19 protein-coding genes are annotated in these 25,838 nt (G+C 71.2%); 17 read left to right on the plus strand and 2 right to left on the minus strand.

Annotated features, from left to right (window positions below; all coding sequences use genetic code 11):
* Positions 1-318 precede the first annotated feature (318 nt).
* From CP977_RS22440 to CP977_RS22455, 4 genes are all read left to right on the plus strand, one after another.
* Positions 319-498 (plus strand): SPOR domain-containing protein, encoded by a 180-nt coding sequence (locus tag CP977_RS22440; RefSeq protein ID WP_062752414.1) that lies wholly within the window; start codon positions 319-321, stop codon positions 496-498.
* A 46-nt stretch (positions 499-544) separates the two neighbouring features.
* Entirely contained in the window at positions 545-973 is a 429-nt protein-coding gene (locus CP977_RS22445; RefSeq protein WP_062752413.1) for a (deoxy)nucleoside triphosphate pyrophosphohydrolase, read from the plus strand.
* Between the two features lie 267 nt (positions 974-1,240).
* The gene (locus CP977_RS22450) at positions 1,241-1,663 is read left to right on the plus strand and encodes an ATP-binding protein (protein ID WP_062752412.1); all 423 of its coding nucleotides are present in this window, start codon (positions 1,241-1,243) and stop codon (positions 1,661-1,663) included.
* A gap of 144 nt (positions 1,664-1,807) precedes the next feature.
* Positions 1,808-4,378 (plus strand): SpoIIE family protein phosphatase, encoded by a 2,571-nt coding sequence (locus CP977_RS22455; RefSeq protein ID WP_062752411.1) that lies wholly within the window; start codon positions 1,808-1,810, stop codon positions 4,376-4,378.
* 34 nt (positions 4,379-4,412) lie between these two features.
* On the opposite strand, the gene CP977_RS22460 is transcribed toward CP977_RS22455, so the two are convergent.
* Positions 4,413-5,120, minus strand: coding sequence for a PspA/IM30 family protein (locus CP977_RS22460; protein WP_062752410.1), 708 nt, complete (start codon positions 5,118-5,120; stop codon positions 4,413-4,415).
* Between the two features lie 62 nt (positions 5,121-5,182).
* On the minus strand, positions 5,183-7,294 hold the full coding sequence (locus CP977_RS22465; RefSeq protein ID WP_152370722.1) for a TPM domain-containing protein: 2,112 nt from the start codon (positions 7,292-7,294) through the stop codon (positions 5,183-5,185).
* A gap of 259 nt (positions 7,295-7,553) precedes the next feature.
* Between CP977_RS22465 and CP977_RS22470 the strand changes: the two genes are divergently transcribed.
* The 13 genes from CP977_RS22470 (at position 7,554) to CP977_RS22530 (ending at position 25,832) form a co-directional block, all read left to right on the plus strand.
* The gene (locus CP977_RS22470) at positions 7,554-10,049 is read left to right on the plus strand and encodes an ABC transporter family substrate-binding protein (protein ID WP_152370723.1); all 2,496 of its coding nucleotides are present in this window, start codon (positions 7,554-7,556) and stop codon (positions 10,047-10,049) included.
* A 348-nt stretch (positions 10,050-10,397) separates the two neighbouring features.
* Positions 10,398-12,299 carry a translational GTPase TypA gene (gene typA, locus CP977_RS22475; protein ID WP_062752407.1) on the plus strand — a complete coding sequence of 634 codons (1,902 nt, stop codon included), beginning with the start codon at positions 10,398-10,400 and terminating at the stop codon, positions 12,297-12,299.
* 560 nt (positions 12,300-12,859) lie between these two features.
* Positions 12,860-14,497, plus strand: a complete 1,638-nt coding sequence (locus tag CP977_RS22480; protein ID WP_062752406.1) for a peptide ABC transporter substrate-binding protein — start codon at positions 12,860-12,862, stop codon at positions 14,495-14,497.
* A 171-nt stretch (positions 14,498-14,668) separates the two neighbouring features.
* Positions 14,669-15,601 (plus strand): ABC transporter permease, encoded by a 933-nt coding sequence (locus CP977_RS22485; protein WP_062752405.1) that lies wholly within the window; start codon positions 14,669-14,671, stop codon positions 15,599-15,601.
* On the plus strand, positions 15,594-16,550 hold the full coding sequence (locus tag CP977_RS22490; protein WP_062752404.1) for an ABC transporter permease: 957 nt from the start codon (positions 15,594-15,596) through the stop codon (positions 16,548-16,550). The genes CP977_RS22485 and CP977_RS22490 overlap by 8 nt, the downstream gene beginning before the upstream one ends.
* 14 nt (positions 16,551-16,564) lie before the next feature.
* Positions 16,565-17,620, plus strand: a complete 1,056-nt coding sequence (locus CP977_RS22495) for an ABC transporter ATP-binding protein (RefSeq protein ID WP_062752403.1) — start codon at positions 16,565-16,567, stop codon at positions 17,618-17,620.
* Positions 17,613-18,725 carry an ABC transporter ATP-binding protein gene (locus CP977_RS22500; RefSeq protein WP_062752402.1) on the plus strand — a complete coding sequence of 371 codons (1,113 nt, stop codon included), beginning with the start codon at positions 17,613-17,615 and terminating at the stop codon, positions 18,723-18,725. The genes CP977_RS22495 and CP977_RS22500 overlap by 8 nt, the downstream gene beginning before the upstream one ends.
* A 182-nt stretch (positions 18,726-18,907) precedes the next feature.
* Complete coding sequence (locus CP977_RS22505) at positions 18,908-20,533, plus strand: peptide ABC transporter substrate-binding protein (RefSeq protein ID WP_062752401.1); 1,626 nt, start codon at positions 18,908-18,910, stop codon at positions 20,531-20,533.
* A gap of 94 nt (positions 20,534-20,627) precedes the next feature.
* A complete protein-coding gene (locus tag CP977_RS22510) occupies positions 20,628-21,551 on the plus strand; it encodes an ABC transporter permease (RefSeq protein WP_062752400.1) in 924 nt (307 codons plus the stop codon).
* Positions 21,544-22,530 (plus strand): ABC transporter permease, encoded by a 987-nt coding sequence (locus CP977_RS22515; protein WP_062752399.1) that lies wholly within the window; start codon positions 21,544-21,546, stop codon positions 22,528-22,530. Before CP977_RS22510 ends, CP977_RS22515 begins: the two co-directional genes overlap by 8 nt.
* A 6-nt stretch (positions 22,531-22,536) precedes the next feature.
* A complete protein-coding gene (locus CP977_RS22520) occupies positions 22,537-23,520 on the plus strand; it encodes an ABC transporter ATP-binding protein (protein ID WP_062752398.1) in 984 nt (327 codons plus the stop codon).
* On the plus strand, positions 23,513-24,712 hold the full coding sequence (locus CP977_RS22525; protein ID WP_062752397.1) for an ABC transporter ATP-binding protein: 1,200 nt from the start codon (positions 23,513-23,515) through the stop codon (positions 24,710-24,712). The genes CP977_RS22520 and CP977_RS22525 overlap by 8 nt, the downstream gene beginning before the upstream one ends.
* 181 nt (positions 24,713-24,893) lie before the next feature.
* Positions 24,894-25,832: a hypothetical protein gene (locus tag CP977_RS22530; RefSeq protein ID WP_229991390.1), complete on the plus strand. Its 939-nt coding sequence runs from the start codon at positions 24,894-24,896 to the stop codon at positions 25,830-25,832.
* The last annotated feature ends 6 nt before the right edge of the window (positions 25,833-25,838 follow it).

Here is a 25,838-nt window from a genome sequence, read left to right on the forward strand (position 1 = left end):
GCCCGCCCGTGCCCGCGCGGGGGCTTCGGGGGTGTTCGGGGCGGTGGGGGGTGGGCCTGTCGGTCCCCGGGCCCGTGTCCTCGGGGCCCGGGCTCGTACTCCTGTGATCGGACGGGAGTCTGACGGCGGGTCGGGTCGCGCGGGCGTCCGGATCCGGGGCCTGACTTCGGCCGTGCTCCGTCGGTAACCGGCCGAACCGTGCCTCTTTGTGCAAACCCGTATCCGCTGTGTGAAGGTCAGGCGTAAGCTCCGGCATATGCGGATTGCGGTTTCCCGGAGATCCTTGACGACACGCGGACCGGCGGAGGGAGGAGCCCGATGACCGACGGCGGCCCTGTCCTCCCCTGGCTCGTCATCCGGCAGGACGACAACGGCAACCGCTACCGGGTGGGGCGGTACGCGACCGAGGACGAGGCGCGGAAGATCGCGGACAGCCTCGACGACCGCGGCCACAAGCAGCTCTACTGGGTCGAGCGCATCGGCAGCCCCGCCCTCTGAGCCGCCCGAGGGCCCCCGTCCCCGGGTCCCGGATACGCTCGCGCCCATGACGGAACGCACCACCGAGACCCCCCGCCACCCCGCTCCCGTGGTCGTCGTCGCGGGCGCCCTGTACGACCGGGGGCGCCTGCTCGCCGCCCGGCGCAGCGCCCCCGCCGACCTCGCCGGCCGCTGGGAACTGCCCGGCGGCAAGCTCGAACCGGGCGAGGGTCCGGAGGAGGCCCTGGTCCGGGAGCTCCGCGAGGAGCTCGGCGTGGAGGTCGAGCCGGGGGAGCGCATCCCCGGCGAGTGGCCGCTGAAACCCGGATACGTCCTGCGGGTGTGGACCGCCCGCCTGCTCTCCGGCGAACCGCGCCCCCTGGAGGACCACGACGAACTGCGCTGGCTCTCCCGGTCGGAGCTGGACTCGGTCGACTGGCTCGACCAGGACCGCCCCGCCGTCGCCGAGGCCGGGCTGCGGCTCCCGGAGCGCTGAGGTTCCCGGAGCGCCGAGGCCCGCGGAGTGCGGAGGCCCCCGAGCGCCGAGGCCCGCGGAGTGCCGGGGCACCTCGCGGCCCGGGCCCTTCGGGGGTGCGCCCTCCGGCGGTGCGCGCGGCCCGCTCCCTACGCCGTTCGTGCCACCGTGCGCCGGTGACCGCCCCCGGTGGGATAACTTGCCCCGAATGGTGGGTATGTCCCCATTGGTACCTCGCGCGAGGACGTGGGCCTTCCTGCTGACGCACGGCTGGGGAAGTGATCGGGTGTGATCTACACCGACGGCGACCGCGCCGAGTGGACCTTCCCGGCCGAGGCGAACGCCGTGCGCACCGCCCGCCACGCGGTGCGCGAGACCCTGCGCTCCTGGGAGCTCGACGGGCTCCTCGGCGACGTGACCGTCCTGCTGGTCAGCGAGCTGGTGACCAACTCCCTGCGGTACGCCTCCGGCCCCATCGGGGTCCGCCTGGTCCGCGTCCACCCCGACGGCGCCGACCCGGCCCGCTGCACGGCCCTGCTCGTGGAGGTCTCCGATCCGCTTCCGGATCCGCCGACCGCCAAGGCCCCCGGGCCCGACGACGAGGGGGGCCGCGGCCTCGGCCTCGTGGCCGGCACCGCCCGCCGCTGGGGGACCCGGAAGGGGACCGTCGGCAAAACCGTATGGTTCGAGCTGGCTCTCCCTGGTGAGTAAAGAGGGTGGGACAACGATCACCGGTACTCGGCGAGGAACGAACGAGACCACCCTGTGATCGTGAACGTCGTACCACCGGGGCCCGCCGTATTGAATACTGCGGGCATGGCCGGTCCGGTGCGGTGAGCTGGAGGGGACGGTCGCGTGAGCGAGATACCTGAGACGGCGAGCGGCGGCGTCGTGTGGCAGAGCAGCCCGCCCGGCTCCATCTACGACTACATCCGGGTGGCCTCCTTCTCGATCGGGCCCGACGGGCTGGTCGAGCAGTGGAGCCGGAGGGCCGTGGACCTCTTCGGCGTCACCGCCGAGGAGGCCAGGGGCAAGGACCCCGTGGAGGTCTTCATGCCCGCCGACCTGCGCGAGCGCGGTCACCGGAGGGTCAAGGAGATCCTCGACGGCAAGGAGTGGACGGGCCTCGTCCCCTTCCGCGTCCCCGGCGAGGAACGCCCCCACGGCGTCGCCGAGATGTACGTCATGCCGACCGAGACCGAGACGGGGGAGCGGGCCGCGCTGTGCATCGTCGTCGACGTGCGCGCCCTCCGCCGCATCGAGACCGACCTCGCCGCCTCCCAGGCGATATTCGGCCAATCCCCCTTCGGTTTCCTCCTCTTCGACACCGACCTCACCGTCCGGCGGGCCAACCGGCGCTTCGCCACCGTCTTCGGCGGCGACGCCGACGACCACCGCGGCCGCACCGTCCACGACTACCTGGGCCGCGCCGAGGCCGACCGGATGACCAGCGCCCTGCGGAAGGTCCTGGAGACCGGCGAGTCCGTCACCGACCTGAGGATCGTCGGCGCCGCCCCCGGCGCCAGGGACCGCCGCCACTGGTCCATCAACCTCTACCGCGTGCACAGCGGCTCCGGCCGCCCGATCGGCGTCGCGGGCCTCGGCATCGACGTCACCCGCCGCCACAACGCGGCCCGGGAGGCCGCCAGCGCCCGACGCAACCTCGCCCTCCTCAACCAGGCCGGCGCCCGCATCGGCAACACCCTGGACCTGGAGGCCACCGCCCGCGAACTCCTCGACGTCGCCGTCCCCGGCTTCTGCGACCTCGCCTCCGTCGACCTCTACCAGGGCCTCCTCACCGGCGACGAGGCGCCGCCGGGCCGCTGGGGCAGCTCCCACGACGTCGGCTACGGGGCCGGCAGCGCCGAACTGCGCCGGGTCGCCTTCGCCAGCGCCGTCTCCGACACCCCCCGCAGGACCGACGAGGGCCACGCCTCCGACCCCGGCCGCCCGGGCACCGTGCCCATCGAGGTCGGCGCCGTCCACCGCTACCCCTTCAACTCCCCGTACGCCGGAGCCCTCCGCACCGGCCGGATCCGCACGGTCCACGGCGACGACGGCGACCTCGCCCGGTCCACCCTGGTCGTCCCCATGACCGCCCACGACACCGTCGTCGGCCTCGTCCAGTTCTCCCGCGCCAAGGGCAGCGAGCCCTTCGGGGAGCGCGACCGGGCCCTCGCCGTCGAACTCGCCGCCCGGGCCGCCGTCTGCATCGACAACGCCCGCCTCTACCGCCGCGAGCACGAGCGGGCCCTCATCCTCCAGCGCAGCCTGCTCCCGCCCGGCGACCCCGAGGCCGCCGGACTCGACATCGCCTGCCGCTACCTCCCCGGCACCGACGCCACCGAGGTCGGCGGCGACTGGTTCGACGTCATCGAACTCCCCGGCCACCGCACCGCCCTCGTCATCGGCGACGTCATGGGCCGCGGCCTGCGCGCCGCCGTCGCCATGGGCGAACTGCGCACCGCCGTGCGGACCCTCGCCCAGCTCGACCTCGAACCGGCCGAGGTCCTCTCCCACCTGGACGAGATCGCCCGCGGCCTCGGCGCCCCCATCGGCACCCAGCAGTCCCGCGCGCACAAGAACCGCGGCCCCGAACTCTCCGAGGTCTACCTCGCCACCTGCGTCTACGCCGTGTACGACCCGGTCACCCGCCGCTGCACCTTCGCCAACGCAGGCCACCTCCCGCCCGTCCTCGTGGAACCCGGCGAGGAGGCCCTGCTGCTCGACGTGCCCCCCGGGATGCCGCTCGGGGTCGGCGGCGAGCCCTTCGAGGAGGTCGAGGTCGAGATCCCCGAGGGCGCCCTCCTCGCCCTCTACACCGACGGCCTCGTCGAGTCCCGCGACCACCCCCTGGACGAGGGCCTCAGCGCCTTCCGGCGCGCCCTCACCGACCCGTCCCGCCCCCTGGAGGACGTCTGCGACCGGGTCCTGGGCAGCCTGAACACCGGGCACGGCGAGGACGACATCGCCCTCCTCATGGCCCGCGTCCAGGGCCTGCCCGCCGAGGCCGTCGGCGACTGGCGGCTGCCCAGGGAGCCCCGCTCGGTCGGCCGGGCCCGCGAACTCGCCCGGGCCCAGCTCGCCGCCTGGGACCTCGAACCGCTGGTCGACACCGTCGAACTCCTCGTCAGCGAACTCGTCACCAACGCCCTGCGCTACGGCGAGGGCGAGATCCGGCTGCGCCTGCTGCGCGACCGCACCCTCGTCTGCGAGGTCTGGGACGCCGGCCTGGTCCAGCCGCGCCGCCGCCGCGCCAAGGACACCGACGAGGGCGGCCGCGGCCTCCAGCTCGTCGGCCTCCTCAGCTCCTCCTGGGGCTCGCGCCGCACCCCGCGCGGCAAGACCGTCTGGTTCGAACTGGCCCTGCCGGACGGGGAGGGGACGACGGAGCCCACGGTGGAACAGCTGCTCAGCATGTTCTGAGCCGTACGAGTACGCGTACGGGGGCGGCGCCGGGTCACTTCTTGAGCGCCGCCAGCCGGGCCTCGATCTCCGCGTCGTCCCCGAGCGCGTCCAGCTGCTCGAACTGCGCGTCCAGGGAGGAGGCCGCCAGCTCCTGCTTGCCGAGGGCCCGGGCCTCCTCCCGGCGCACCTTGTCCTCGAAGCGGCTCAGTTCGCTGGTCGGGTCGAGGACGTCGACGTTCCTCACGGCGTCCGTCATCGTGTTCTGCGCCTGCGCCGACTTGGCGCGGGCCACCAGTTCGTCCCGCTTGGCCCGGAGCTCGGCGAGCTTCGCCTTCATCCGGTCGAGGCCGGTCCTGAGCTTCTCCACCACCTCGGTCTGCGCGGCGATCGTCGGCTCCGCCGTCCGCGCCTCCTTCTCCGACTGGAGCTGGCGGCCCAGGGCCACCTTCGCCAGGTTGTCGAAGCGGTCCGCCTCCGCCGCCCGCCCGCCGCCCCGCAGCTCGTCCGCCTTCCGGCTGGCGGCGAGCGCCTTGCCGCCCCACTCCTTCGCCGCCTCCACGTCCTCCCGGTGGTCCTGCTCCATCAGCCGGAGGTTGCCGATGGTCGCGGCCACCGCCTCCTCCGCGTCCGCGATGTTGTTCGCATAGTCGCGGATGAGCTGGTCCAGCATCTTCTGCGGGTCCTCCGCCTGGTCCAGCAGGGCGTTGATGTTGGCCTTCGCCAGCTGGGTGACCCGGCCGAGGACGGTCTGCTTGCTCATGGGGCTTCTCCTTGAGGGGGATGAGGGGGGAGAGAAGGAGCTCGTGGGACGGCGGTCCCGGGTCAGAAGCGTCCGCCGCCGCCCAGCCGGCCGCGCGTGCCGCTGCCGCCGAAGCTGCCGGGCCCGCCGCCGAAGCCTCCGCCCCCGAAACCCCCGCCCCCGCCGAAGCCTCCGCCGCCGAAGCCCCCGGGCCCGCCGCCCCGTCCGCCGAAGAGGCCGCCGAGGATGATGCCGCCGAGCACCGCGCCGCCGAGCCCCCCGCCGGAGCCCCCTCCCGTGCCCGGCGGTCCGAACGGGCCGTTCGGGTTGCCGTAGGCGCGGACGTCCCGCTCGGCGAGGTCCTGCGCCCGCCGGGCGAGCGCGTCCGCCTGCCGGGCCTCCGCGAGGGCGGACCCCGGGTCGTCGGCCGCGAGGGCCTGGGCCTTCTCCCAGCGGCGCCCGGCCTCGGCCAGGCGCGTCCGGGCCTCGCTGCCCACCGCGCCCCGGTGGGTGGCGACGTAGTCGGAGGCCGCCCCGACGGCCGAACGGGCCGTCAGCATCGCCTGGTCCAGGAGCGCGCGGGCCCGCCGCGTCCCCGACTCGCGCTCCCTGGCCCCCTCCAGGGCCTCGTCCAGGGCCGCGTCCGCCTCCTCGACCCGGCGCAGGGCGCCGATCGGGTCGTACCGCCCGGCCTCCGCGCTCCGCCGCACCTCGGCCACCACCGCCTCGGCACGGGCGATCCGGCCCTGGAGGTCGGCCGTGGGCACCCCGGCGGCGGTCCCCTTCAGCAGGCCCCGGGCGTCCGCGAGGTCCGCGTCCGTCTCCGCCAGGACGCCCGGCAGCCGACCCACGGCCTCGGCCAGCTCCTGCGCCCGCCGGTCCACCGCCCCGATCAGCCGGGCCGCCTGGTCCACGGCACCCTCGGCGGCCCGGACGTGCACGGCGGCCCCGCCGTTGTCACCGGCGCCGATCCGCTGCCGGGCCTGCTCGGCGCGGTCCTCCGCGAAGACCAGCCGGTCCCGTGCCTGCTCCACGTCACCGGCCACGGGCGAGGCCGCCGTCTCCGCGTACCGCTCGCGCATGGCGGTCAGCGCCGCCTCGGCCGTGCCCATCCGGGCCGTCTGCTCCCGGAGCGCGGCCTCGACCGCCGCCAGCGCCTCGGGCGCGGTCCGCTCCAGGGCGCGCAGCCGGTCGAAGGACTCGGCCTCGGCGTCGAGCCGCGCGTCCGCCTCCCCGCAGCGGCGCAGGATCTCCTCCAGCATGGACCGGCGGGTCGCGTCGTCCTCGGGGAAGGCGTCGTCGAGCTTCTGCCGCAGCCGGAACGAGGCCGTCAGCTGCTCCTGGGCGAAGGCGACGGACTCCGTGAAGGGCCGCACCGCCTCGTCGCCGAACTGCGCCGACGCGAAGCCCAGCTCCTCCCGGCTGGTGCGGACGGCGTCGTCGGTGGCGACCAGGGTCCGGCGGGCCTCCCCGTCCAGCTCGTCCAGGGTCGGCGGCGCGGGCTCCTGCGGCGGCCCCCAGCCCTGCCCGTTCGCGGGCGTGGTACGGGTCCCGGCCCGCCTGCGCCGCTTGGTGTACGCGTAGGCCGCGACCGCCCCGGCGCCGCCGACCAGCACCAGGGGCAGGACCAGGTCGGAGCCGGAGGGGCCGTCGTCGGACGCGTGGCCCGGGTCGGCGGGCCCGGGGGTGATCGGGGGAGCGGTGACCGGGCGGTCCGCGAGGACGGCGCCGTAGCCGTCCGCCGCGCCGATGGCGGCCCCGGCCCAGTCGTTCTGCCGCAGCGCCGGCTCGATCGCGGTCCGGGCGACCTCGTCGAGCCGCGCCTGCGTGAGGCCGGAGCCGGGGTCGGCCGAGTAGCCGTACAGCCGGTCGTGGGTGGCGACGGCGAGCAGCAGGTCGTCGGCGCCGAAGCCGTTGCGCGCGGCGGTGGCGTCGGCCCAGTCCTGGCCCGAGCGCCCGGAGAAGTCCCGTACGTACACGACGAAGAGCTGGACGCGCTCCTGCTCGTAGAGGCGGTCCAGGGCCTGTTCCACGGAGGCGCGGCGGTCGCGGAGGGCGCCCACCCGGTCGGTGATCTGCCCGTCCCGGGACAGGACGACGGGGTCGTCGGCGCGGGCACCGGACACGGCGGGGACGACGAGCCACCACGCCGCCACCAGTACCGCGAGAAGGGCTCGGGTGGCTGTTCGCGTCACAAGCGTGAGGTTATGTCCGGGTATGTCGCACCGCGACCGGGCTGGAGCCGTCCGGAAGGCGCCGACGGGCCCGGCTCCGGTGATCCGGCCCCGGCGGCCCGGTCCCACTGATCGGACCCCGCCCGTTGGGCCGCCCGAGTGGCGTTTTCCGGCCATTCCGCCGTGTCGCCCTGGCCGGATTCCCTCCTTCCTTTTCAGTGGATGAGCAATAGGTGTGATCATCTCCAAATGGAATGAATCTGGACGAAGGGGTACAGACATGTCCCAGATCGGCGCCCCTCACGGGGGGACATGCCCCAAGAGCCCCCGCTCCCGGACGCTCCGCACCGTCGCCACCCTCACCAGCGCCGTCCTCGCCGTCACCGCCCTCGCCGGATGCAGCGCGGACGACGACGCCGACGCCGCCCCGGTCGCCGTCCAGGACAACGCGCCCACCCCGCGCGACCTGGTCGCCGACGGCGGCACCCTGCGCTGGGCCGTCGACGCCGCCCCCACCACCCTCAACGCCTTCCAGGCCGACGCCGACGCCACCACCTCCCGCATCGCCGGAGCCCTGCTCCCCGCCCTCTACACCCTCGACCAGCGGGGCCGGCCGCAGCGGAACCCCGACTACCTGGAGTCCGCGCAGGTCGTCGAGACCGAGCCCAAGCAGGTCGTCCTCTACAAGCTCAACCAGCAGGCCGTGTGGAGCGACGGGCGCGAGATCGGGGCGCCCGACTTCGTCGCCCAGTGGCGGGCCCTGAGCGGCCGCGACACCGCGTACTGGACCGCCCGGAACTCCGGCTACGAGCGGATCGAGAAGATCGAGCGGGGCAAGAACGACCTGGAGGTGCGGGTCACCTTCTCCAAGCCCTACGCCGACTGGCAGTCCCTCTTCACCCCCCTCTACCCGAAGCAGGTCATGGGGTCCCCGGACTCCTTCAACGACGGCGCCCGCACCACCCTCAAGGCCACCGCCGGACCGTTCCTGCTGAAGTCCGTCGACGCCAAGAGCGGCGACGTCACCCTCATCCGCAGCCCCCGCTGGTGGGGGCAGGCCGCCAAGCTCGACACCGTCGTCCTCAAGCCCGTCCCCCGGGCCGACCGGGCGGACGCCCTCGCCGCGGGCACGCTCGACCTGGCCGAGATCGACCGCTCCACGGCCGAGCGGATCTCCCTGGCGCTCAAGGACGCCCGCGCCGGACGGAACGGCGCGCAGGCCGCCCTCGCCCACGGCCCCGGCTCCTCGATCACCCCCTCCAAGGCCCTGAAGTCCTGGGCCCTCGCCCACGGCTCCGACGAGGAGAAGGCCGAGGAGGTCCGGGCCGCCCGCAAGAAGAACCAGGAGGCGATCGCCCGGTACGCGAGCGCGCAGGACACCCTCGCGACGTACGTGGTCCGCAAGTCCCTGGAGCCCGCCTACACCCAGCTCTCGCTGAACGGCGAGTCCGGGCCGCTCTCCGACGAGCGGGTGCGGCGCGCGGTGGCCCGTGCCATCGACCGCCAGGAGCTGGCCGAATCCGTACTCAAGCCGCTCGGCCTCCCGGCGAAGCCCCCCGGCAGCCACCTGGCCCTCGCCGGGCAGGCGGCGTACAAGGACAGCAGCGACGCCCTCGGCGGCCAGGACACCCAGGAGGCGCGGGCCCTCCTCGCCGACGCCGGCTGGGTCCCCGGCGGGGCCGAGCAGCCCGCCGGCACGAAGGCGGGCAGCGAGGCGGAGAAGAAGGAGGGTACGGAGAAGGGCGCGTCGGAGAAGAAGGAGGCGGAGAAGCCCGCGAAGAGCACCGCCACCCCCGCCGCCACCGCCCCCGCCGACGCCAAGAAGAAGAGCGACGAGGCCTCCGGGGACGCCCCCTCGGACGAGGGCCTCTACATCGTCGGCGACGACAAGCCGGGCGACCGCCGGGCCGTCCCCGCCCAGGCCGCCCCCGGGACCGGCACCCGCGTCCTCACCCCGGCCCCCGCCGCCGCGCTCCAGGGCGCCGCCCTCCAGGCCCGGGCCGAAGCCCTCGACACCCGCCCCGAGGCCCTCGAAGCCGGTACGGGCTCCGCCGCCCGGGCCGGCGCCCCGCAGGCCGTCAAGCCCGACCGGGGTGCGGCCGGGGCCTACGCCCCGCGCGGCACCGCCGCGCCCGCCGCCGTCCCCGGGGCGCAGCAGGCCCTCGGCAAGGACGGCAAGGCGCTCAGCCTCCGCTTCGTCCTGCCGTCCGGGCCCGGCTCCGAGTCGCTGCGGACCGTGGGGGACCGGATCGTCCGGATGCTCGACGCGGTCGGGATCCGCACCGAGGTCACCAAGGTCCCCGACGAGAGCTTCTTCAAGGACCACATCGCCTCGGGCGACTACGACCTGGCCCTCTACTCCTGGCCCGCCTCCGCCTTCCCCGCGACCGACGCCCGGCCGATCTTCGCCAAGCCCGAGCCCGCCTCGGACGGCTCGCTCATGGTCGAGCAGAACTACTCCCGGGTCGGCACCGACCGCATCGACCAGCTCTTCGACCAGGCGGCGGGCACCCTCGACGAGGAGGAGGCCCTGGAGCTGGTCCGCCAGGCCGACGCCCGGATCTGGGCCGCCGCCGGCTCCATCCCCCTCTACCAGCGCCCCCAGCTGGTCGCCGCCAGGGCCGATCTGGTGAACGCCGGGGCCTGGGGCTTCGCCGCCCCCCGCTACCAGGACATCGGCTTCGAGAAGGACGCGTCCCCGAAGAAGGCGGACAAGAAGGCCGACAAGAGGACCGGTGAGAAGACCGGCGAGAAGGCCGGCGAGAAGGCCGACTAGGGTCTGCCCGACGGATCGGGGCCGGGCCCCCCAGGGGCCGGCAAGCGCGCGGTACGAAACCACCGAAACCGCCGAAAGCATTGAAACCGCAGGTCACAACCTCAGAACCAGCTCAACTTCCTTGCCCGCCGGTAACCCCGGCGGGCAGGATCGCGTCGGCCCCTTGACCCGGCCGCACCACCTCCCCCACACCCTCGAAAGCTCCCCGTAGACCCTCTCGGAATCCGGGCGGGGAAGCCTCTTGCACGGCAGCCCCGTACCATGGGAGACAGCCGTGGCGCGTCCGCCCGGCGGGCGTAAGAGGAACTGACGCCGATTCCCACGATCCGAGAGAAGCGCAAGCCACCCATGCCCACGCGCCACGACATCCGTAACGTCGCCATCGTCGCCCACGTCGACCACGGCAAGACGACCATCGTCGACGCCATGCTCAAGCAGGCCGGTGCCTTCGCCGCCCACCAGCAGCTCGACGACCGCATGATGGACTCGAACGACCTGGAACGTGAGAAGGGCATCACGATCCTCGCCAAGAACACGGCGGTGAAGTACCACCCCAAGGACGGCGGGGCCCCGATCACGATCAACATCATCGACACCCCCGGCCACGCCGACTTCGGTGGCGAGGTCGAGCGCGGTCTGTCGATGGTCGACGCGGTCGTCCTCCTGGTCGACGCCTCCGAGGGCCCGCTCCCGCAGACCCGGTTCGTGCTCCGCAAGGCCCTCCAGCAGCGCCTGCCCGTCATCCTCTGCATCAACAAGACGGACCGCCCGGACTCCCGCATCGACGAGGTCGTCAACGAGACCTACGACCTCTTCCTCGACCTGGACGCGGACGAGGACCAGATCGAGTTCCCGATCGTCTACGCCTGCGGCCGTGACGGCGTCGCCTCGCTGACCAAGCCGGAGGACGGCACCGTCCCCGCCGACAGCGACAACCTGGAGCCGTTCTTCTCCACGATCCTGGAGCACGTCCCGGCCCCGACGTACGAGGAGGACGCGCCGCTCCAGGCCCACGTCACCAACCTCGACGCCGACAACTTCCTCGGCCGCATCGCGCTGCTCCGCGTCGAGCAGGGCGAGCTGCGCAAGGGCCAGACGGTCGCGTGGATCAAGCGGGACGGCACGATCTCCAACGTCCGCATCACCGAGCTGATGATGACCGAGGCGCTCACCCGCAAGCCGGCCGAGGTGGCGGGCCCCGGTGACATCTGCGCCGTCGCCGGCATCCCGGACATCATGATCGGCGAGACCCTGGCCGACCCGGAGAACCCGATCGCGCTGCCGCTGATCACGGTGGACGAGCCGGCCATCTCCATGGTCATCGGCACCAACACCTCCCCGCTGGTCGGCCGAGGCGGCACCGGCAAGGGCGCGGACGCCAAGGCCGCGGTCAAGGACCGCAAGGTCACCGCCCGCCAGGTGAAGGACCGCCTGGACCGCGAGCTGATCGGCAACGTCTCGCTCCGCGTCCTCGACACCGAGCGCCCGGACGCCTGGGAGGTCCAGGGCCGTGGTGAGCTCGCGCTCGCCATCCTGGTCGAGCAGATGCGCCGCGAGGGCTTCGAGCTCACCATCGGCAAGCCGCAGGTCGTCACCAAGATGGTCGACGGCAAGGTCCACGAGCCGGTCGAGCGCATGACGATCGACGTGCCCGAGGAGCACATGGGCGCGGTCACGCAGCTCATGGGCGTCCGCAAGGGCCGCATGGACAACATGTCGAACCACGGCTCCGGCTGGGTCCGCATGGAGTTCGTCGTCCCGTCCCGCGGCCTCATCGGCTTCCGTACGGAGTTCCTGACCCAGACCCGCGGCACGGGCATCGGCCACTCGATCCACGAGGGCCACGAGCCGTGGTTCGGCAACCTGACGACCCGTAACAACGGTTCGCTGGTCGCCGACCGCGCGGGCTCGGTCACCGCCTTCGCGATGACCAACCTCCAGGAGCGCGGCGTCCTGTTCACCGACCCCGGCACCGAGGTGTACGAGGGCATGATCGTCGGCGAGAACTCGCGCTCCGACGACATGGACGTGAACATCACCAAGGAGAAGAAGCTCACCAACATGCGCTCCTCCTCCGCCGACTCCTTCGAGGCGATCGTCCCGCCGCGCAAGCTCTCCCTGGAGCAGTCGCTGGAGTTCTGCCGCGACGACGAGTGCGTCGAGGTGACCCCGGAGGCCGTGCGCATCCGCAAGGTCGTCCTGGACCAGAAGGAGCGCAGCCGCTCGGCCTCGCGCGCCAAGAACGCCTGATCCGGGGCCGGTTGACCGGCTCCGCGCGTACGACCTGAGCCCCGCCGGCCCCGGCGGGGCTCAGTCGTGTCCTCGGGCCGGGGGACGTCGGGGGATTGTTCGGGGGGTGCGGTGGGGAAGCTCCGGAAGTGCCGCCCGGGTCACCTGTGAAGATCGTGGCGGAGGTCACCGCGGGGGAGGTCGCAGGGGTCGGGGAAGGGGCCCTTCCCGGACCGGCCGTCAAGTCGAATTCAGAGATCCGGCGTCCGGATAGCGGTCATCGCTCTCCGGAACGTGTATTAACAGTCCGTTTCGGGGGTGTCTGTCTGGACTCACTTTGTCCGGATTTCGGTACCTCGGGGGGTGGCGATGTTGTCAAAACGAGACCACTTAAGTGTGGTTTACGGCCCGGACGTACTTAATAGTTGGCTCCATTGAGCTCGGGTCAATGGGTCACGCACTGTGGGGAGTGCCGACTCACGAGCACACTCGGGGCACTTGAGTGCATAGCCGTCAGGGGTGTCGGCGAAACTCGGAGTGCCCCTCTTGTAGTGACAAAGTGGACTCATGAGGAGGAACCCATGCGCGGTGCCAAGAGCGCCAAGTGGGTAACGGGCGCGATCATCGTCGCCCTTGCTGCGACCGCCTGTGGCGGGGGGAAGAGCGACGGCGGCAGCGACGCCAAGGGCGCTGTTGACCCGAACGGAATCTTCTCCATCGAGCTCGGTGAGCCCGAGAAGCCCCTGTACACCGGCGACACGATGGAGTCCAACGGCTCCGCCGTCATGGCCGGCCTGTTCTCGACCCTGGTCGACTACAAGGCCGACGGTTCGCTGGAGATGATCAACGCCGAGTCGGTCACCACGACGGACTCGAAGACGTGGACCGTCAAGCTCAAGCCGGGCTGGACCTTCCACGACGGCACCCCGGTCACCGCCAAGTCCTACGTGGACGCGTGGAACTGGAACGCCAACGTCAAGAACGCCATGGGTCTCAACTCGTGGTTCGCCGACATCAAGGGCTTCGAGAAGCTCAGCCCGGAGGGCGAGGGCGCGCAGCCCACCTCCGACAAGCTGGACGGTCTGAAGGTCGTCGACGAGAACACCTTCACCATCGAGCTGACGAAGTCCGTCCCGTACTTCGGCCACAAGCTCGCCTACATCGTCTTCGCCCCGCTGCCCGAGGCGTTCTACAAGGACACCAAGGCCGCCGGCCAGAAGCCGATCGGCAACGGTCCCTACAAGTTCAAGAGCTGGGACCACAAGAAGCAGATCGAGATCGTCCGTTACGACGACTACAAGGGCCCGAACAAGGCGAAGAACGGCGGTGTGGTCTTCAAGAACTACACCACCCTCGAGGCCGCCTACGAGGACCTGAAGTCGGGCAACGTCGACGTTCTGCGCCAGCTCGCCCCGAAGGACCTCCCGGTCTACCGCGACGACCTCGGCGACCGCGCCGTCGACCAGGCGTACTCCGCGATCCAGACCGTGGCCGTCGCCTTCTACGCCGACCAGTGGAAGAAGCCGAAGCCGGTCGACCCGAAGGTCATCCAGGGCCTCTCCATGGCGATCGACCGCGCCACCATCACCAAGACGGTGCTCCAGGGCACCCGCGAGCCCGCCACCGGCTGGGTCGCCAAGGGTGTGCTCGGCTACCAGCCGAACGCGGTCGAGGTCACCAAGTTCGACCCGGCCAAGGCCAAGGAGCTCATCAAGGCCGGCGGCGGCGTCCCCGGCAACAAGATCAGCATCCAGTTCAACGCCGACGGCGGCCACAAGGAGTGGGTGGACGCGGTCTGCAACTCCATCACCCAGTCCACGGGCGTCGCCTGTGTCGGTGACGGCAAGCCGGACTTCCAGGCCGACCTGACCGCCCGCAAGACCAAGCAGGTCAAGTCGTTCTACCGCTCCGGCTGGGTGCTCGACTACCCGGTGAACGCCAACTTCATCTCGGACCTGTTCCGTACGGGTGCGGCGGGCAACCAGGGCGACTTCTCCAACAAGGAGCTGGACGCCAAGATCGCCAAGGCGGACTCCGCGGCGACGCTGGAAGAGTCGGTGAAGCAGTACCAGGCCATCGAGAAGGACCTGGTCAACTACATGCCGTCCATTCCGCTCTGGTACTACAAGGTCAACGCGGGCTACTCCGAGAAGGTTTCGGGCGTGGCTTACGGCCAGGACGGCGACCCGATCCTGACCGGTGTCGAGGTCCACAAGTAAACCCGAAAGCGTAGTCCGCATGCCGTCACGGGACTGACGGATCGTCAGTCCCGTCTCGGCGCCTTACGCAGCGGCTGGGGGGCCCTTCCACGGCACCGTGCTGTCCGAAACCGGGCAGGCGCGTCGGGGGAGGGCCCTCGGCTGCGGCCGTCACATCTCAACGGAGGCATGATGGGGCGCTATGTCGCACGACGACTGCTCCAGATGATCCCGGTTTTCTTCGGGACAACCCTGCTGATCTTCCTCATGGTCTACAGCCTGCCCGGTGACCCCGTGGCCGGTCTGTTCGGCGACAAGGGGGCGTCGCCCGCGACCATCGCGGAGATCAGACACAAGCTCGGCCTCGACCAGCCGATCCTGAAGCAGTACTGGGACTACATCAGTGGAATCGTCTTCCACTTCGATTTCGGTACGCAGATCCGCAACGACCGGCCTGTGACCGAAGTCCTGGGTGACGCGTTCCCCGTCACGATCCAGCTGGCGGCCCTCGCCTTCGCCTTCGAGCTCACGTTCGGCCTCACCCTCGGCATCATCGCCGGCCTGCGCGCCGGCCGCATGGCCGACAACGCGATCCTGATCTTCACCCTGCTGATCATCTCGATCCCGGTCTTCGTGCTCGGCTTCCTGATCAAGATGGTGTTCGCCTTCCAGCTCGGCTGGATCGAGCCGAACGTCAGCAACGACCAGCTGCTGACCGAGATGATCGCCCCCGCCATCGTCCTCGGCGGTCTCTCCCTTGCCTATGTGGCGCGGCTCACCCGCACCTCCATGGCGGAGAACCTGCGCGCCGACTACATGCGCACGGCCGTCGCGAAGGGCCTGCCGAAGCGCCGCATCATCGGCGTCCACCTCATGCGCAACTCGATGATCCCCGTCGTCACCTTCCTCGGCACCGACATCGGCGCCCTGATGGGCGGCGCGGTCGTCACCGAAGGCATCTTCAACGTCAAGGGCGTCGGCGGTCTGATCTACGAGTCGATCACCCGCCGCGAGGGCAGCACCCTCGTCGGCCTCGTCACCGTCCTGGTGGTCGTCTACCTGATCACCAGCCTGCTCATCGACCTGCTGTACGCGGTCCTGGACCCGAGGATCCGGTATGCCTGACGTGACCAAGACCGCTGCCGCCACGGCGGCGGACGCCGTCGCCACCCCCTCGGTGGAGGCACCCGCGCCGCAGGGCAAGGCGGAGAAGCCCCGCTCGCTCTGGGGCGACGCGTGGCGCGACCTGCGCCGCAACCCGTACTTCCTCGTGTCGTCGGTGCTCATCTTCTTCCTGCTGCTCATCGCCGCCTTCCCGGGGATGTTCACCAGCGCGTCGCCCACGGCCGGCGACCTCGTCAAGCACTACGTCGGCAAGCCCGAGCTCGGCAACATCGGCTCGCCCGGCTGGCTCGGCTACGACATCCAGGGCCGCTCCGTCTACGCCCGCCTGATCTACGGCACCCGCGCCTCGATCATCGTCGGCGTCTGCGTCACCCTGATCGTCACCGTCGTCGGCGGAACCATGGGCATGATCGCCGGTTACTTCGGCGGCTGGGTGGACGCGGTCCTCTCCCGCCTCACCGACGTCTTCTTCGGCATCCCCTTCCTGCTCGGCGCGATGGTCGTCCTCCAGGCCTTCGTCGAGCGCACCGTCTGGGTCGTCGTCTTCGCCCTCGCCTTCCTCGGCTGGACGCAGATGGCCCGCGTCATGCGCGGCGCCGTGATCACGGTCAAGCAGGCCGACTACGTCCACGCCGCCAAGGCGCTGGGCGCCGGCACCGGCCGGATCCTCTTCCGGCACATCCTGCCGAACGCCATGGCCCCGGTGATCGTCGTCGCCACCATCGCGCTCGGCGGCTACATCTCCGCCGAGGCGACCCTGTCCTACCTGGGACTCGGCCTCGCCTCCCCGACCGTCTCGTGGGGTGTCGACATCTCCGCGGGTGTTCAGGCGATCCGTACGTCGCAGCACATCCTGCTGTACCCGTCGATCATGCTGAGCCTCACCGTTCTGGCGTTCATCATGCTCGGCGAAGCCGTCCGCAACGCCCTCGACCCCAAGCTGCGCTGAGGAGGGCGTAAAAGATGAGCATCATCGACAAGACCGCGACCGTCCCCGGGCCGCGCGACGGGTCCCACGCCGGCCCGCTGCTCGAAGTCCGCGACCTGCACGTCGAGTTCCACACCCGTGACGGTGTGGCCAAGGCGGTCAACGGCGTCAACTACTCGGTGAACGCCGGCGAGACCCTCGCCGTCCTCGGCGAGTCCGGCTCCGGCAAGTCCGTCACCGCGCAGGCCATCATGGGCATCCTCGACATGCCCCCCGGCAGGATCCCCAAGGGCGAGATCCTGTTCCGCGGCCAGGACATGCTGAAGATGTCCGACGAGGAGCGCCGGAAGGTCCGCGGCCGCAAGATCGCGATGATCTTCCAGGACGCGCTGTCCTCCCTGAACCCGGTCCTCAGCGTCGGCTACCAGCTCGGCGAGATGTTCCGGGTCCACCAGGGCCTGTCCAAGAAGGACGCGAAGCTCAAGGCCATCGAGCTGATGGACAAGGTCAAGATCCCGGCCGCCAAGGCCCGGGTCTCCGACTACCCCCACCAGTTCTCCGGCGGCATGCGCCAGCGCATCATGATCGCCATGGCGCTCGCCCTGGAGCCGGACCTGATCATCGCCGACGAGCCCACCACGGCTCTCGACGTGACCGTCCAGGCCCAGGTCATGGACCTCCTCGCGGAGCTCCAGCAGGAATACAACATGGGTCTGATCCTGATCACCCACGACCTCGGCGTCGTCGCCGACGTCGCGGACAAGATCGCCGTGATGTACGCGGGCCGGATCGTCGAGCAGGCGCCCGTGCACGAGCTGTACAAGCGCCCGGCCCACCCGTACACCCGCGGTCTGCTGGACTCGATCCCGCGCCTGGACCAGAAGGGCCAGGAGCTCTACGCGATCAAGGGCCTGCCGCCCAACCTGCTCCGCGTGCCCACCGGCTGCGCCTTCAACCCGCGCTGCCCGAAGGCCGAGGACATCTGCCGCACGGAGATCCCGGCCCTGGCGCCGGTCACCGAGCAGGACGGCACGGACCTTCCGGGCCGCAAGAGCGCCTGCCACTTCTGGAAGGAGACGATCCATGGCTGACATCGGCAAGAACGACGAGGCCGTGGCCGCCGCCAACGAAGAGGCCCTGGTCGCCGCCATCGACGCCCCCGTCGAGCGGGGCGAGCCGATCCTCCAGGTGCGCGGTCTGAAGAAGCACTTCCCGCTGACGCAGGGCATCCTCTTCAAGAAGCAGGTCGGCGCGGTCAAGGCCGTGGACGGGGTCTCCTTCGACCTCCACCAGGGCGAGACCCTCGGCATCGTGGGCGAGTCCGGCTGCGGCAAGTCCACGGTCGCCAAGCTCCTGATGAACCTGGAGCGGGCCACCGCCGGCGAGGTCTTCTACAAGGGCCAGGACATCACCAAGCTGTCCGGGCGCGCGCTGAAGGCGGTCCGCCGGAACATCCAGATGGTGTTCCAGGACCCGTACACCTCGCTCAACCCGCGCATGACGGTCGGCGACATCATCGGCGAGCCCTTCGACATCCACCCCGAGGTGGCCCCGAAGGGCGACCGGCGCCGCAAGGTGCAGGAGCTCCTGGACGTCGTCGGTCTGAACCCGGAGTACATCAACCGGTACCCGCACCAGTTCTCCGGCGGCCAGCGCCAGCGCATCGGCATCGCCCGCGGCCTCGCGCTCAACCCCGAGATCATCATCTGCGACGAGCCGGTCTCGGCCCTGGACGTCTCCGTCCAGGCCCAGGTCATCAACCTGATGGAGAAGCTCCAGGACGAGTTCAACCTCTCCTACCTCTTCATCGCGCACGACCTGTCGATCGTCCGGCACATCTCGGACCGCGTCGGCGTCATGTACCTCGGCAAGATGGCCGAGATCGGTACGGACACCGAGATCTACGAGCACCCGACGCACCCGTACACGCAGGCGCTGCTCTCCGCGGTGCCGGTGCCGGACCCGGAGGCCCGCGCGCACCGCGAGCGGATCATCCTCACCGGTGACGTCCCGTCGCCGGCGAACCCGCCGTCGGGCTGCAGCTTCCGCACCCGCTGCTGGAAGGCGCAGGAGAAGTGCGCCCAGGAGGTGCCGCTGCTCGCGGTGCCGTCCGCCTTCGAGGGCCAGGGCGGTCCGGCCGCCCACTTCTCGGCGTGCCACTTCGCCGAGGAGAAGCAGGTCGTCCCGGCGCACTGACGTCCCGAGGTTCCGCACGGCCGGCTCCCGGCGCCCCACGGCGCCGGGAGCCGGCCGTTTCCGTGCGGTCCGCCCGCCCGGCGCACGCGGTCGCACCGATGGGCGCCGACAACATGCAGCCGTGGTGATACGGGGTGATATTGGGGCTCTCAGTGTGAACCAGGACATACGGGAGGCACTCCATGCGCGGAGCCACGCACGCCAAGTGGGCCGCTCTGGCCACCGCCGTCGCCCTCGCGGCGACCGCCTGCGGCGGCGGGGACAGCGGCGGCGGCGGAGGGGCCGACGGCATCGTGTCCTCCTCGTGGGGCGATCCGCAGAACCCGCTGGAGCCCGCCAACACCAATGAGGTCCAGGGCGGCAAGGTCCTCGACATGATCTTCCGGGGGCTCAAGCGCTACGACCCCAAGACCGGCGAGGCCAAGGACATGCTCGCCGAGAAGATCGAGACCACCGACTCGACCAACTTCACCATCACCGTCAAGGACGGCTGGACCTTCTCCAACGGCGAGAAGGTCACCGCCAAGTCCTTCGTGGACGCCTGGAACTACGGCGCCCACCTGAAGAACAACCAGAAGAACGCCTACTTCTTCGGCCAGATCGAGGGCTACGACCAGGTCCACCCCGAGAAGGGCGACCCCACCGCCGAGACCATGTCCGGCCTCAAGGTCACCGGCGACCGCACCTTCACGGTCAAGCTCACCCAGAAGTTCTCCACCTGGCCGGTCACCCTCGGCTACGCGGCCTTCGCCCCGCTGCCCCAGTCCTTCTTCAGCGACCGCGCCGGCTGGCTCTCGAAGCCCGTCGGCAACGGCCCGTACACGATCGACTCGTACTCCAAGGGCTCCCAGATGGTCCTGAAGAAGTGGGACGCCTACCCCGGCACCGACAAGGCGCAGAACGGCGGCGTGACCCTCAAGGTCTACACCGACAACAACACCGCCTACACCGACCTGATCGCCGGGAACCTCGACCTCGTCGACGACGTCCCCGCCGCCCAGCTCAAGAACGTCGAGGCCGACCTCGGCGACCGGTACATCAACGTGCCCGCCGGCATCATCCAGACCCTCTCCTTCCCGTTCTACGACCCGAACTGGAACAAGCCGAACCAGGCGAAGCTCCGCCAGGGCCTGTCGCGGGCCATCGACCGGAACCAGATCACCGAGACGATCTTCCAGAAGACCCGCACCCCCGCCGTCGACTGGACCTCGCCCGTCCTCGGCGAGGACGGCGGCTTCAAGGACGTCTGCGGCGACCTCTGCAAGTACGACGCCGCCGAGGCGAAGAAGCTGGTGGCCGAGGGCGGCGGCATCCCCGGCGGCACCATGCGGATCTCGTACAACGCCGACACCGGCAGCCACAAGGAGTGGGTGGACGCGGTCTGCAACTCCATCAACCGCGCCCTCGGCAACGACCGCGCCTGCGTCGGCAACCCCGTCGGCACCTTCGCCGACTACCGCAACCAGGTCACCACGCAGAAGCTCACCGGCCCCTTCCGCGCCGGCTGGCAGATGGACTACCCCCTCATCCAGAACTTCCTCCAGCCGCTGTACTACACCAACGCCTCGTCCAACGACGGCAAGTGGACGAACCCCGAGTTCGACAAGCTGGTGAACCAGGCCAACGCCGAGGCCGACACCGCCAAGGCCGTCGGCCTCTTCCAGCAGGCCGAGGAAGTCCTCCGCGACGACATGGGCGCCATCCCGCTCTGGTACCAGAACGGCAGCGCCGGCTACTCGGAGCGCGTGAGCAACGTCAGCCTGAACCCCTTCAGCGTCCCGGTCTACGACCAGATCAAGGTGAACTGACGGCGCAGCAAGGCCGACGGCCCGGCCCGCGGACCCCGCGCCGGGCCGTACGCCTTCCCGCATCCCTTCCCGGAGCCAACCCCCGGAGTCCCTCATGGGTCGATACGTGATCCGGCGACTGCTGCAGATGATCCCGGTCTTCTTCGGCGCCACGCTGCTGATCTTCCTGATGGTGAACGTGATGGGCGACCCCGTCGCCGGACTGTGCGGCGACCGCCAGTGCGACCCGGCGACCGCCGCCCAGCTCAAGAAGGAGTTCGGCCTCGACAAGCCGGTCTGGCAGCAATACCTGACCTACATGGGCAACGTCTTCACCGGAGACTTCGGCACGGCCTTCAACGGTCAGGAGGTCACCGAGCTGATGGCCAACGCCTTCCCGGTCACCATCCGCCTCACCATCGTGGCGATCCTCTTCGAGATCGTCATCGGCATCAGCCTCGGCGTCCTCACCGGCCTCAAGCGCGGCCGGCCCGTCGACACCACCGTGCTGCTGCTCACCCTGGTCGTCATCTCCGTCCCGACCTTCGTCACCGGCCTGCTCGTCCAGCTCCTCCTCGGCGTCAAGTGGAAGTGGATCGACCCCTCGGTCTCCTCCGCCGCCACCTTCGACGAACTCATCGTCCCCGGCCTGGTCCTCGCCTCCGTGTCGCTCGCCTACGTCACCCGGCTCACCCGGACCTCGATCGCCGAGAACAAGCGCGCCGACTACGTCCGCACCGCCGTCGCCAAGGGCCTGCCCCGCCGCCGGGTCATCACCCGGCACCTGCTGCGCAACAGCCTCATCCCGGTGGTCACCTTCATCGGCACCGACATCGGCGCCCTCATGGGCGGCGCCATCGTCACCGAGCGGATCTTCAACATCCACGGGGTCGGCTACCAGCTCTACCAGGGCATCCTCCGCCAGAACACCCAGACCGTGGTCGGCTTCGTGACCGTCCTCGTCCTGGTCTTCCTGGTGGCCAACCTGCTCGTCGACCTCCTGTACGCCGTCCTTGACCCGAGGATCCGCTATGCCTGAGATGCCCGAGCACCACGACGAGGGGTCGGCCATCGCCTCGACCGGCGCCGGCGGCGCCACCGACCTCGCGATGTCCGAGGCCGAGACCCTCGAGAAGGTCCCCGGCGGCCCCGACGGCACCGGACCCGACAAGAAGGCCCGCTCCCTCTGGTCCGACGCCTGGCACGACCTGCGCCGGAACCCGATCTTCATCATCTCCGGCCTGATCATCCTCTTCCTGGTGGTCATCGCGATCTGGCCGCAGCTCATCGCCAGCGGCAACCCGCTGGACTGCGACCTCTCCAAGGCCCAGGAGGGCTCCCAGCCCGGCCACCCCTTCGGCTTCAACGGCCAGGGCTGCGACGTCTACACCCGCACGGTCTACGGAGCCAGGGCCTCCATCCAGGTCGGCGTCCTCGCCACCCTCGGCGTGACCCTCCTCGGCTCGGTCCTCGGCGGCCTCGCCGGCTTCTACGGCGGCGCCTGGGACGGTTTCCTCTCCCGGATCACCGACATCTTCTTCGCCATCCCCGTCGTCCTCGGCGGCCTGGTCCTCCTCTCCGTCGTCAGCAACAACAGCGTCTGGCCCGTCATCGGCTTCATGGTGCTGCTCGGCTGGCCGCAGATCTCCCGCATCGCCCGCGGCTCCGTCATCACCGCCAAGCAGAACGACTACGTCCAGGCCGCCCGCGCGCTCGGCGCCTCCAACTCCCGGATGCTGCTCCGGCACATCACGCCCAACGCCGTGGCCCCCGTGATCGTCGTCGCCACCATCGCCCTCGGCACGTACATCTCCCTGGAGGCGACGCTCTCCTTCCTCGGCGTCGGCCTCAAGCCCCCCACCGTCTCCTGGGGCATCGACATCTCCTCGGCCTCGCAGTACATCCGCAACGCCCCGCACATGCTGCTCTGGCCGGCCGGCGCGCTGGCCGTCACGGTGCTCGCCTTCATCATGCTCGGCGACGCCGTCCGCGACGCCCTCGACCCCAAGCTGAGGTAGGGATCCATGCTGCTCGAAGTGCGCGACCTGCACGTGGAGTTCCACACCCGGGACGGGGTGGCCAAGGCGGTCAACGGCGTCGACTACTCCGTCGACGCGGGGGAGACCCTCGCCGTCCTCGGCGAGTCCGGCTCCGGCAAGTCCGTCACCGCCCAGGCCGTCATGGGCATCCTCGACATCCCGCCCGGGAGGATCACCCGGGGCGAGATCCTCTTCCAGGGACAGGACCTCCTCAAGCTCAAGGAGGACGAGCGGCGCAAGATCCGGGGCGCCCGGATGGCGATGGTCTTCCAGGACGCGCTGTCCTCCCTCAACCCCGTCCTCAGCGTCGGGGACCAGCTCGGCGAGATGTTCCAGGTCCACCAGGGGATGTCCCGGAAGGACTCCCGGGCCAAGGCCGTCGAGCTGATGGACCGGGTCCGCATCCCCGCCGCCAAGGAACGCGTCGGCCAGTACCCGCACCAGTTCTCCGGCGGCATGCGCCAGCGCATCATGATCGCCATGGCGCTCGCCCTCGAACCCGAGCTGATCATCGCCGACGAGCCCACCACGGCTCTCGACGTGACCGTCCAGGCCCAGGTCATGGACCTGCTCGCCGAGCTCCAGCGCGAGCTCAACATGGGCCTCATCCTCATCACCCACGACCTCGGCGTCGTCGCCGACGTCGCCGACAAGATCGCCGTGATGTACGCGGGCCGGATCGTCGAACAGGCCCCCGTCCACGAGATCTACAAGGCCCCCGCCCACCCCTACACCAAGGGCCTCCTCGAATCGATCCCGCGCCTGGACCAGAAGGGCCAGGAGCTGTACGCGATCAAGGGCCTGCCGCCCAACCTGCTGCACATCCCGCCCGGCTGCGCCTTCAACCCGCGCTGCCCGATGGCCCAGGACGTCTGCCGGACCGACGAGCCCCCGCTGTACGAGGTGACCGAGTCCCCGGTGCCGCGCGCCAGCGCCTGCCACTTCTGGAAGGAGTGCCTCCATGGCTGAGACGGCCGGGACGACCCGGGCGGCCGGGACGGGCGAGGCGATCCTCGAAGTCCGGGACCTCCACAAGCACTACCCGCTGACGCAGGGCATCCTCTTCAAGAAGCAGGTCGGCGCCGTCAAGGCCGTCGACGGCGTCGACTTCGACCTCGTCGCCGGCGAGACCCTCGGCATCGTCGGCGAGTCCGGCTGCGGCAAGTCGACCGTCGCGAAGATGCTGGTCAACCTGGAACGGCCCACCTCCGGCACCATCCGCTACAAGGGCGAGGACATCACCAAGCTCTCCCCGCGCGCCCTCAAGGCGGTCCGGCGCAACATCCAGATGGTGTTCCAGGACCCGTACACCTCGCTCAACCCGCGCATGACCGTCGGCGACATCATCGGCGAGCCGTACGAGATCCACCCCGAGGTCGCGCCCAAGGGCGACCGGCGCCGCAAGGTCCAGGACCTCCTGGACGTCGTCGGCCTCAACCCCGAGTACATCAACCGCTATCCGCACCAGTTCTCCGGCGGCCAGCGCCAGCGCATCGGCATCGCCCGCGGCCTCGCCCTCCAGCCCGAGGTCATCGTCGCCGACGAACCGGTCTCCGCCCTCGACGTCTCCGTCCAGGCCCAGGTCGTCAACCTCCTGGACCAGCTCCAGTCCGAGTTCTCCCTGTCGTACGTCTTCATCGCCCACGACCTGTCCATCGTGCGGCACATCTCCGACCGGGTCGGCGTCATGTACCTCGGCCGGATCGTCGAGATCGGCACCGACGCGCAGATCTACGACCACCCCACCCACCCCTACACGCAGGCGCTGCTCTCCGCCGTCCCCGTCCCCGACCCCGAGGCGCGCGCCCACCGCGAGCGGATCATCCTCACCGGCGACGTGCCCTCCCCGGCCGACATCCCCTCCGGCTGCCGCTTCCGCACCCGCTGCTGGAAGGCGCGCGAGCGCTGCGCCCAGGAGGTCCCGCTGCTCGCGGTCCCGGCCGTCTTCCGGCTCACCGACAGCCCGGCCCGCCACGACTCGGCCTGCCACTTCGCGGAGGAGAAGCACGTGGTCGCGGAGGAACACCGGGCGGTCCTGGAGAAGGGCGACCCGGGGGAGGACGGGACCCCGGACCTGGAGAAGAGGCCCGGCCCCCCGCCCCCGGGCGGCAGCCACCTCCTCCGCCCGGACGACGACACCCCGCCCCCGAACACCCCTTAACACCGGGGCAATCCGCCCGACTCGGCTCCGATATACGGACGCGGCAGGCTGCACAGCGTACGGCCGTGCGGGTGCCGTGGGCCGGCCGGAGCGCACCAGGCGCTCCGGCCGGCCGCCCCGCCCCTCCCCGGATATCCGGAACCGCTTGTTTCGGCCGGTCGCGACCGTGAGTATCGAAGCCGTGACTCTGACGCGCCCGGCACGACTCACCGGCGCCGCGCTCTGCGCCGCGCTCGTCCTGACAGCCGCCGTGTGGATCCTCAAGGACCTCGCCGCGCTCGGCTCGCCCGCCGACCTCGCGTGGTACTGGGCCGGGGACCGGTTCTTCCTCGCCCGGGGGCGGGCCGCCACCTCCCTGGTCGACCCGGTGCTCCTCGTCGTCTCCGCGGCCGCCGCCGTCGCCGCCCTCCGCTCGCGGCACGCGGCCTCCGCGCTCGCCGCCACCGGCGCCGTCACGCTCGCCCTGCGCCTGCCCGGCCTCTGGGCGCCCGACAGCGGGGTCCTCGTCACCGCCCTGCTCGAACTGGCCCTCGCCGCCGGCCTCGTGCTCGTCGCCGCCGCCGGACGCCGCCCGGCGAACGCCCCGTACGAGCCGCTTCCCGGCCGCCCCCGCACCGGCGCCGCCGTCGCCGCCGGGGTCCTGCTCGCGGTCGCCGCCGCCGCCGTCGCCGGCTGGGAGCTGTACTGGGCGTCCCGGCTGCCCGCGGAGATCACCGTCGACCGGTTCACCGGCGGCCGGTCCGTCGTCAAGGCGCCCCTCGGGCCCCCGCCCGGCTGGCTGGCGGCGGTCCTCGTCGCGCTGTACGCCACGGCCGCCGCCTCCGCCTTCGCGCGGGCCCGCCACACCCGCGCCTTCGGGCTGCTCGCCGGGGCGCTCCTGGCCGCCCACGGCCTCGCCGGGACCGCGGGGGCCGCCCGGTCCGGGATCCTCGAACGGCTCGCGGACCTCCCCGAGCCGTACCGGTCGGACGCCCTCACCTCCCTCTTCGGGCTCCTCGCGGGCGTCGCCGTCCTCGCCCTCCTGGCCGGGCGCGGCGCCCCCGCCGCCTCGCCCGCCCCGTACCCGCCGGCCGGGGTGCTGCCCCCGCCCCCGCCGCACCCCCGGCCACCGGGCTGGTGACCCGGC

It is taken from the genome of Streptomyces cinereoruber, assembly GCF_009299385.1.
Taxonomy (GTDB): Bacteria; Actinomycetota; Actinomycetes; order Streptomycetales; family Streptomycetaceae; genus Streptomyces; species Streptomyces bikiniensis.